This is a genomic window from Mycobacterium sp. UM_Kg1, from assembly GCF_000972925.1.
Taxonomy (GTDB): domain Bacteria; phylum Actinomycetota; class Actinomycetes; order Mycobacteriales; family Mycobacteriaceae; genus Mycobacterium; species Mycobacterium hiberniae.
The window spans coordinates 1-8,509 of sequence record NZ_JRMK01000144.1; the positions used below are offsets into that span (position 1 = coordinate 1).

General features: G+C 69.4%; 9 protein-coding genes and 1 pseudogene. 6 read left to right on the plus strand and 4 right to left on the minus strand.

The annotated features are described in order from the left end of the window. The 4 genes and pseudogenes from LI92_RS17540 to pyrH all read right to left on the minus strand — a co-directional run. Nucleotides 1-196: pseudogene (locus LI92_RS17540) on the minus strand (dual-specificity RNA methyltransferase RlmN); the annotation flags it as partial. A 24-nt stretch (nt 197-220) separates the two neighbouring features. Further along, on the minus strand, nt 221-1,087 hold the full coding sequence (locus LI92_RS17545) for a phosphatidate cytidylyltransferase (protein WP_046321139.1): 867 nt from the start codon (nt 1,085-1,087) through the stop codon (nt 221-223). Nucleotides 1,088-1,109: 22 nt separating this feature from the next. Continuing rightward, nucleotides 1,110-1,667 carry a ribosome recycling factor gene (gene frr / locus LI92_RS17550; protein ID WP_046321141.1) on the minus strand — a complete coding sequence of 186 codons (558 nt, stop codon included), beginning with the start codon at nt 1,665-1,667 and terminating at the stop codon, nt 1,110-1,112. Nucleotides 1,668-1,732: 65 nt separating this feature from the next. Then, complete coding sequence (pyrH, locus tag LI92_RS17555) at nt 1,733-2,482, minus strand: UMP kinase (protein ID WP_046321144.1); 750 nt, start codon at nt 2,480-2,482, stop codon at nt 1,733-1,735. 165 nt (nt 2,483-2,647) lie between these two features. Here pyrH and LI92_RS17560 point away from each other — a divergent pair, with 165 nt between their 5' ends. Genes LI92_RS17560 through LI92_RS17585 form a run of 6 tightly spaced genes read left to right on the plus strand, consistent with a single transcriptional unit; the run spans nt 2,648 to nt 8,498 of the window. Continuing rightward, nucleotides 2,648-2,989, plus strand: a complete 342-nt coding sequence (locus tag LI92_RS17560) for a winged helix-turn-helix domain-containing protein (protein ID WP_046321146.1) — start codon at nt 2,648-2,650, stop codon at nt 2,987-2,989. Next, nucleotides 2,986-3,465, plus strand: a complete 480-nt coding sequence (locus LI92_RS17565) for an NADH-quinone oxidoreductase subunit B family protein (protein WP_046321148.1) — start codon at nt 2,986-2,988, stop codon at nt 3,463-3,465. The genes LI92_RS17560 and LI92_RS17565 overlap by 4 nt, the downstream gene beginning before the upstream one ends. Beyond that, nucleotides 3,462-5,414 carry a proton-conducting transporter transmembrane domain-containing protein gene (locus LI92_RS17570; protein WP_046321150.1) on the plus strand — a complete coding sequence of 651 codons (1,953 nt, stop codon included), beginning with the start codon at nt 3,462-3,464 and terminating at the stop codon, nt 5,412-5,414. The genes LI92_RS17565 and LI92_RS17570 overlap by 4 nt, the downstream gene beginning before the upstream one ends. 5 nt (nt 5,415-5,419) lie before the next feature. Further along, complete coding sequence (locus LI92_RS17575) at nt 5,420-6,373, plus strand: respiratory chain complex I subunit 1 family protein (protein WP_152665531.1); 954 nt, start codon at nt 5,420-5,422, stop codon at nt 6,371-6,373. After that, complete coding sequence (locus LI92_RS17580) at nt 6,370-7,032, plus strand: hypothetical protein (protein WP_046321153.1); 663 nt, start codon at nt 6,370-6,372, stop codon at nt 7,030-7,032. Before LI92_RS17575 ends, LI92_RS17580 begins: the two co-directional genes overlap by 4 nt. After that, nucleotides 7,032-8,498 carry a proton-conducting transporter transmembrane domain-containing protein gene (locus LI92_RS17585; RefSeq protein WP_046321154.1) on the plus strand — a complete coding sequence of 489 codons (1,467 nt, stop codon included), beginning with the start codon at nt 7,032-7,034 and terminating at the stop codon, nt 8,496-8,498. The genes LI92_RS17580 and LI92_RS17585 overlap by 1 nt, the downstream gene beginning before the upstream one ends. Nucleotides 8,499-8,509 lie beyond the last annotated feature (11 nt).

The window sequence follows — 8,509 nt, forward strand, 5'->3', positions numbered from 1 at the left end:
CCGCCGCCGGAAGGTCGGTCATCTGCTGCGGGTCGGCGATGAGCCTGCCGTAATACTGCTGGGCGAGTTGGTTGGCACGGAAGGCCGGCAAGCCCAGTTCGGCGACGGCCGCGGCCCGCCCGGCCGGGTCCAGGTCAGCCAGATGGCGCGGCGGCAGGGCTCGTTTGGGCGCGGTGAACACCAACTGTTGCGTCATGATCGGTTCCAGTATGCCGGTGAATCAGGGCAGAACGGCCAGGACGATCCAGGTCACCACCGCCGCCGGCAACAGCGCGTCGAGCCGGTCCATGATGCCGCCGTGACCGGGCAGCAGCCGGCCCATGTCCTTGATGCCCAGATCCCGTTTGACCTGAGATTCGATGAGGTCGCCGAAGACCCCGGTGAAGACCAGCAGCAGTCCCAGCGGCAGGCCCACCCACCACGGCCGGTCGAGGAACGTCGTCACCGCGAACACGGCCGCGGCAATGCCGGCAACCAGTGAGCCGGCCAGCCCCTCCCACGATTTCTTCGGGCTGATCGCCGGCGCCATGGGGTGCTTGCCGAACAGCACACCGACGGCGTACCCGCCGATGTCGGAGAAGACCACCGGAAACAGCAGGCACAGCACCCGGCCCGGTCCGTTGTCGCGGAAGACCAGCAGGGCCGCGAAGCTCATGCACAGCGGCACCCAGACGGCGATCAGGATCATCGCCGACATGTCCCGCAGATAGTTGACCGGGGTGTGGTTCAACCCGCGATGCACCAGCCGCCAGATCATGCAGATCACCACGGTGGCGCCGAATGCGCCGAGCACTCCCCTGGCCCCGAACGGCAGCGACAGCCACAGCATCGCCTGACCGCCGAGGGCCAGCGGGATGAACGGCACGTCGTAGCCGGCCTCGCGCAGCCGCCGGGTGATCTCGTGCGTGCCGACCGGCGCGGCCACCGCAAGGATCAGCACCCAGAAGCGCGGGGCGAACAGCAGCGTGTAGACCAGTGTCCCGGCCAGCAGTACGCCGACGGCGATGGCCGCCGGAAGGTTGCGTCCGGCTCGCGATTGCTTCGGTTTCCCAACCGCGGCGTCTACGCCGGTGTCATGGTTGGCCACGGTTGTGCCTGCTGGACGGTCCCTAGACCTCCAGCAGCTCGCCTTCCTTGTGCTTGACCAGTTCGTCGATCTGCGTCACGAACTGCTGGGTGGACTTGTCCAGATCTTTCTCCGCCCGGCCGACCTCGTCCTCGCCGGCGTCGCCGTCTTTGCGGATACGGTGCAACTCCTCCATCGCCTTACGGCGGATGTTGCGCACCGAGACCTTGGCGTCCTCGCCCTTGGCCTTGGCCTGCTTGACCAGCTCCTTGCGGCGCTCCTCGGTGAGCTGCGGCACTGCCACGCGGATCACCGAGCCGTCGTTGCTCGGGTTCAGACCGAGGTCGGAGTTGCGGATCGCGTTTTCGATGGGGCCCAGCTGCGACGCCTCGTAGGGCTTGATCACCACCAGGCGCGCCTCGGGCACATTGATGCTGCACAGCTGGGTGATGGGGGTCATGGACCCGTAGTAGTCGATGGCTATCCGTGAGAACATGCCCGGGTTGGCCCGGCCGGTCCGGATGGTCGAGAGATCGTCACGGGCCACCGACACGGCCTTCTCCATTTTCTCCTCGGCATCGAAGAGAGCCTCGTCGATCATGTACCCCGCTCCTCGTTATCTTCGCTGTGGCACGGCCGCTGCAGGGGCATCCCCCATCGCGCCCGTCAGCTGGTGACCAGTGTCCCGATCTTCTCACCCGCGACCGCCCGGGCGATATTTCCGTCGGTCAACAGGTTGAACACCAGGATCGGCATGCCATTGTCCATGCACAGGCTGAAGGCAGTGGCATCGGCCACCTTCAGTCCCTGCTCGAGCGCCTGGCGATGGGTGATCGTGGTGAGCAGCTCGGCGTCGGGGTGCGTCCGCGGGTCGGCGGTGAACACCCCGTCGACCGCCTTGGCCATCAGCACCACCTGGGCGCCGATCTCCAGCGCCCGCTGCGCCGCGGTGGTGTCGGTGGAGAAATACGGCAGCCCCATGCCGGCCCCGAAGATCACCACCCGGCCCTTCTCCAGGTGCCGCTGTGCCCGCAGCGGAATGTAGGGCTCGGCGACCTGGCCCATGGTGATCGCGGTCTGCACCCGGGTGTCGATGCCTTCCTTTTCCAGGAAGTCCTGCAACGCAAGGCTGTTCATCACGGTGCCGAGCATGCCCATGTAGTCCGAGCGCATCCGCTCCATGCCGCGCTGCTGCAACTGGGCGCCACGGAAGAAGTTGCCGCCGCCGATCACGACAGCGACCTGCACACCGTCGCGGACCACTTCGGCGATCTGGCGTGCGACCTGGGCAACCACGTCGGGGTCGAGCCCAACCTGGCCGCCGCCGAACATCTCCCCACCGAGCTTGAGCAACACCCGCGAATAGCGGGGGCGACCGGCCGGGCGGCCTTCGTCGGTACTCGTCGGCTCCGTCATCAGGCTCCTCCGGGCTGCGCGGATATGACAGCGCCATCGCGGTAAGCGTCCGCGACGGCATCCTCATCCTGCCCTACCGGGCAGGTCAAACCCAGCGCGGGGTCGCGACACCTGCATCCAGCTCTACACCATGTGAAGAACTTTTCAATTGATGCTTTGGTTGGTATGGTTTCGGCTGTGCCGAACTCGCTGCATCAGGTCAAGGCCGAGTTCTTCAAGACCCTCGGGCACCCCGCCAGGATCCGGATCCTGGAGCTGCTGGCCGAGCGCGACCACTCCGTCGGCGAGCTGCTGCCCGAGATCGGGATCGAGGCCTCGAATCTGTCGCAGCAGCTCGGCGTGCTGCGCCGCGCCGGCGTGGTGACGGCGGTCAAGGACGGCAGCGCAGTGGTCTATTCCATCGCCTCGCCCGTACTCACCGAGCTGCTCGTCGTGGCACGCAAGGCCCTGACCGGACTTCTCTCCGACCAGGTCGCCATCCTCGATGACCTGCGGGCCGGCCAATGAGCTGGCTGACCCGGATCCGCGCACTGGGCCGCATCACCGAACCGGCCGGCACCCGCCCCCCTGCGGCCACCGAGCCGCCGGCCGGCGTCGCGGGATCGTGCCAGATCCGCCACGTCGACGCGGGATCCTGCAACGGTTGCGAGATCGAGATCGCCGGGGCGTTCGGCCCGGTGTACGACGCCGAACGGTTCGGCGCCCGACTGGTCGCCTCGCCACGGCACGCCGACGCCCTCTTGGTCACCGGGGTGGTCACCCGCAACATGGCCGAACCGCTGCGCAACACGCTGGCGGCCACACCACAGCCCCGCAAGGTCATCGCCTGCGGCGACTGCGCGCTCAACCGGGGCGTCTTCGCGCAGGCCTACGGCACGGTGGGCGCCGTCGGTGAGGTGGTCGACGTCGATGTCGAAATCCCCGGCTGCCCCCCGCGGCCCGAACAGATCCTCGCCGCCCTGCGGTCGGTGACCGGCCGGTGAGCACCCCGGCGCCCACCGTGGCCGCACCGCGCCGCCGGGCGCTTCCGGCAACCATCAGCGGTGCGGCAACAGCCGGGATCGGCGCCGCCGGAGTCGCGCTCGGCCTGGCAGGTGCCTTCGCCGCCGTGCCCGCCATCCGCATCGACTGGCTGGTTCCGCTGCTGGGCGTGCACCTGCGCATCGATGCCCTCGGCGGCTTCTTCATGGCGCTGACCGGCGCGGTGGCAGTGGCGGCCGGCCTGTATTGGATCGGCTATGCGCGTCACGAGCGCTACGGCGCGGTCCCACTGCTGGGCCTGCCGCTCTTCGTCGCCACGCTGCTGGCAGTACCGGCGGCAGGCTCGGTGACCACGTTCTTGCTGGCGTGGGAACTGATGGCACTCACGTCCCTGGTGTTGGTGCTCACCGAACAACAGCGCGCCGAGGTCCGCTCGGCCGCGCTGACCTACGCGGTGATGACCCAGTTGGGCTTTGCGTCGCTGCTGGTGGGCATGGTGGTGCTGGCCGCCTATGCCGGTGACGCCTTCACCAACGCCGGCGGACTGCCCGAGCAGGCGCGCAACACCGTGTTCGTGCTGACCCTGCTGGGCTTCGGCTCCAAAGCCGGGCTGCTCCCGCTGCACGCCTGGTTGCCCAGAGCGCACCCGGAGGCACCCAGCCCGGTCTCGGCGCTGCTCAGTGCCGCCATGGTCAGCCTCGGCATTTACGGGATCATCCGTGTCGACGTCGTACTGCTCGGGCCCGGCCCAGCCTGGTGGGGTCTGACGCTGTTGATCGCCGGGGGCGCCTCGGCGCTGTACGGCGTGCTGCAGGCGTCGGTGGCGACCGACCTCAAACGGCTGCTTGCCTACTCGACGACGGAGAATGTCGGGTTGATCACCCTGGCCCTGGGCGCGGCCCTGTTGTTCGCCGGTGCCGGAGCGCGTGATGCCGCCGCCGTTGCTGCGGTCGCGGCGTTGCTGCACCTGCTCGCCCACAGTGCGTTCAAAAGCCTCGGTTTCCTGGCGGCCGGGTCGGTGCTGGCCGCCACCGGCCTGCGCGACCTGGACCGGCTTGGCGGACTGGCCCCCCGAATGCCGGGCACCACAGCGCTCTTCGGGGTGGCCGCGCTCGGCGCCGCCGGCCTGCCGCTGGGCGCCGGCTTCGTCAGCGAATGGCTGCTGATCCAGTCGCTGATGCATGCCCGGGCCGCCGACGATGTCACGCTGACCCTGGTGACCCCGCTGGCGGTGGGTGCGGTCGCACTGACGACCGGCCTGGGGGTGGCCGCCATGGTCAAAGCCTTCGGCATCGGATTCCTGGCCCGTCCGCGCAGCGACGCGGCGGCAGCGGCCACCGAAGCGCCCGCCACGATGCTGGCCGGGATGTTGCTTGCCGCCCTGCCCTGCCTGATGCTGGCCGTCGCGCCGGGCACGGTCGGGCCACTGCTGCGCGCGGCGCTCGACACCCTGCCCCTGCCCGGCGCGGCCCCGGACGTCGGAAAATTCCTGCGCCTGCCCGGTCTGGGCGCCTCGATGTCCCCGGGTCTGTTGGCCGCCGCCCTGGCCGCCGCCGCCGTCGTGGTCCTGATCGTTTCCCGCTGGCGGGCGAGCACCCGCCCGAGCGCCGCGGCGGTGCCGTTGTGGGCCTGCGGAGCAGACGATCTGAGCCCCCGGATGCAATACACCGCGACATCCTTCGCCCAGCCGCTGCAGCAGGTCTTCGATGATGTGCTGCGCACCGACACCGCCGTCGAGGTGACCCGCCAGGCTCCGTCGAGTTACTACGTGGACCGGATCGCCTATCGCACGCGGGTGGCCGATGTCGTGGAAGAACGCTGGTATGCCCCCCTGCTGCGGGCCGTGGCCGCCGCTGCGCAGCTGGTGCGGCGTGCCCACACCGGCAGCGTGCACCTCTACCTGGCCTACGGCGCGGCGGGAGTGCTGATCGCCATGCTGGTGGCGCGATGAACGTCATGGCTTACCTGGCGGGAGTCGTCCAGGTCACCGGCGTGATCTTCGGCGCCCCCCTGGTGGTGGGTCTGATGCGCCAGGTCCGGTCCCGCGCCGAGGGACGCGCGGGTGCCGGTGTCTGGCAACCGTGGCGTGACCTGCGCAAACTGCTGGGCAAGCAGAATCTCAAGCCGGTGGGCACCACCTGGGTTTTCGCCGCGGCGCCGGCCGCCCTGGCGGCCACCACGCTGGTTATCGCCGCAACCGCTCCTCTGGTGGCGACCGGGTCACCACTGGACCCGGTCGCCGATCTGATTACCGTTGTGGGCCTGCTGTTTTTGGGCACCGTGGCGTTGACCCTGGCCGGTATCGACACCGCGACAGCCTTCGGCGGAATGGGCGCCAGCCGGGAGATCACCATCGCCGCCCTGGTGGAACCGACCATCCTGCTGGCGGTGTTCGCGTTGTCGATCCCGGCGAACTCGGCGAATCTGGGTGCCATCGTCGGGCATACCAGCGCGCAGCCCGGCCAGGTGGTCTCCCTGGCGAGCGCGCTGGCCTTCGTCGCACTGGTCATCGTGATCGTCGCCGAGACCGGCCGGCTGCCGGTGGACAACCCGTCGACGCATCTGGAGCTGACGATGGTGCACGAGGCCATGGTGCTCGAATACGCCGGGCCGAAGCTGGCGCTGGTCGAATGGGCGAGCGGCATGCGGCTGACCGTGCTGTTGGCGCTGCTGGCAAACCTGTTCTTGCCCTGGGGTATTGCCGGCGCGAACCCCGGTGCGCTCGACGTGGTCCTCGGGGCGGCGGCGATCGCGCTCAAGGTGGCCGTCCTGGCCGCAGCCATGGCCGGCGTCGAAGTGTTCCTCGCCAAGCTACGGCTGTTCCGGGTACCCGAACTGCTCGCCGGCTCCTTCGCGTTGGCGCTGCTGGCGGTGACGGCGGCGAACTTCTTCACCGAGGCGGCCGGATGAACGACGCGTGGATGAACTACGTCAACATGCTGGACCTGGCTGCCGGTGGCGTGCTGCTGGCCGCGGTGCTGGCCGTCTGGCACCGGGACCTGTCGGTGGTGGTACGCCGCTTGCTGGTTGCCCAAGGCATCGCGTTGGCCGCCATCCCGGTGATTCGGGGTGTGTACGAGCATGATCGGGCCCTGGTGATGGTGGGTATCGGCGTGCTGGCGGTGCGGGCGGTTGTGCTGCCGGGATTGCTGCACCGGGCGCTGGGGGCCGAACGCCGGGAATCGGCACCGCTGGTCGGCACCACCGCCGCGCTGCTCATGGTCACCGCGCTGGTGGTGGCGGGCTTCACCATCGCCCAACCGGTGGTCGCGCTGGCGCCCAGCACCTCGACCAACGCCGCCCCGGCGGCCATCGCCACGGTGCTGATCGCCCTGTTCATCATGGCGACCCGCCGCCACGCCATCTCCCAGGCGGTCGGGCTGCTGATGCTCGACAACGGGATCGCCGCGACCGCTTTCCTGCTCACCGCCGGTGTCCCCCTGATTGTGGAGCTCGGCGCCTCGCTGGACGTGCTGTTCGTCGTGATCGTCCTGGGCGTGCTGACCGGAGCGCTGCGCAAAGCCTTCGGCGGCGTGGATCTGGACCTGCTGCGGGAGCTGCGCGACTGATGACTGCTCTGATCCTGCTTCCCCTGCTGGCACCGGTGCTGGCAACGCTGTGCGCGGCGACGCTCGGCCGGCGCGGGCTGACCAGCGCAGCCACCGTGGTATCGGCTCTGACCATCCTCGGATGCGGTGCCGCGCTGGGTTTTCAGCTCGGCGACCGGGCCCATGTGGCAGTGGACGGCCTGCTGCGCGCCGACGCGCTGTCGGCGACCATGCTGATCGTCATCGGCGTCGTCGGCAGCCTCGCCACCTGGGCGAGCATCGGCTACATCGACACCGAGCTGGCGAACGGCCACACCGACGCGCGCGGGGCGCGCCTGTACGGCATTCTGACCCCGGCATTCCTTGCGGCGATGGCTCTTGCGGTGTCGGCCAACAACATCGGCGTGGTGTGGATCGCGGTGGAGGCCACCACGGTGGTCACCGCGTTTCTGGTCGGCCACCGGCGCAGCCGGGCCGCCCTGGAAGCCACCTGGAAATACGTCATGGTGTGCTCGGTGGGCATCACCATCGCTTTCCTGGGAACGGTGCTGCTGCACTTCGCCGCATTGCACGCCGGGGCAGACAGCGAGGACGCGTTGAATCTCGACGTGCTGGCCGCACATGCCGGGGCCCTCGACCCGGCGGTGACCCGATTGGCCGGCGCACTGCTGCTGATCGGCTACGGCGCGAAGATGGGCCTGGTGCCTTTTCACACCTGGCTCGCCGATGCACACAGTCAGGCCCCGGCGCCGGTGTCGGCTTTGATGAGCGGGGTGCTGCTCTCCGTCGCTTTCTCGGTGCTGATCCGGATCAAACCGATCATCGATGTCGCGGTCGGGCCCGGTTACCTGCGTAACGCGCTGCTGGCGGCAGGCCTGGCGACGCTGCTGATCGCAGCCCTGCTGCTCAGCGTCACAGGCGATCTCAAGCGGATGCTTGCCTACTCGTCGATGGAGACGATGGGCCTGATCGCGATTGCCGCGGCTGCCGGGACGCAGCTGGCGATCACCGCGCTGCTGCTGCACGTCGCGGCCCACGGTGTCGGCAAGACCGTGCTGTTCCTGGCCGGCGGGCAGCTGCAGGCCGCCCACGGAACCACGGCCATCGGCGAGATCACCGCCGTACTCGGCCGGTCGCGGCTGGTCGGCGGTGCGTTCGCCGCCGGGATGGTGATCCTGCTGGGCCTGCCACCGTTCGCGATGTTCGCCAGCGAGGTGGCGATCGCGGCCGCACTGGCCGACGCACGCCTGGCCTGGGCGCTGGGCCTGGCCATGGTGGCGCTGGTGGTGGCGTTCGCCGCGCTGGTGCGCAACTCCGGCCGGATGTTGCTGGGCAGCCCGCACGCCGGCAGTCCGACGATCCGGGTCCCGGTGACGGTTGCGGGTGCGCTGGTCGCCGGTGTCCTGCTGTCGCTGGCCCTCGGGGTGACCGCAGGCCCGCTGTCCGGCCTGTTCGAGACCGCCGCAACCCAACTCGGGGTCCGCTGATGGCGCCGATC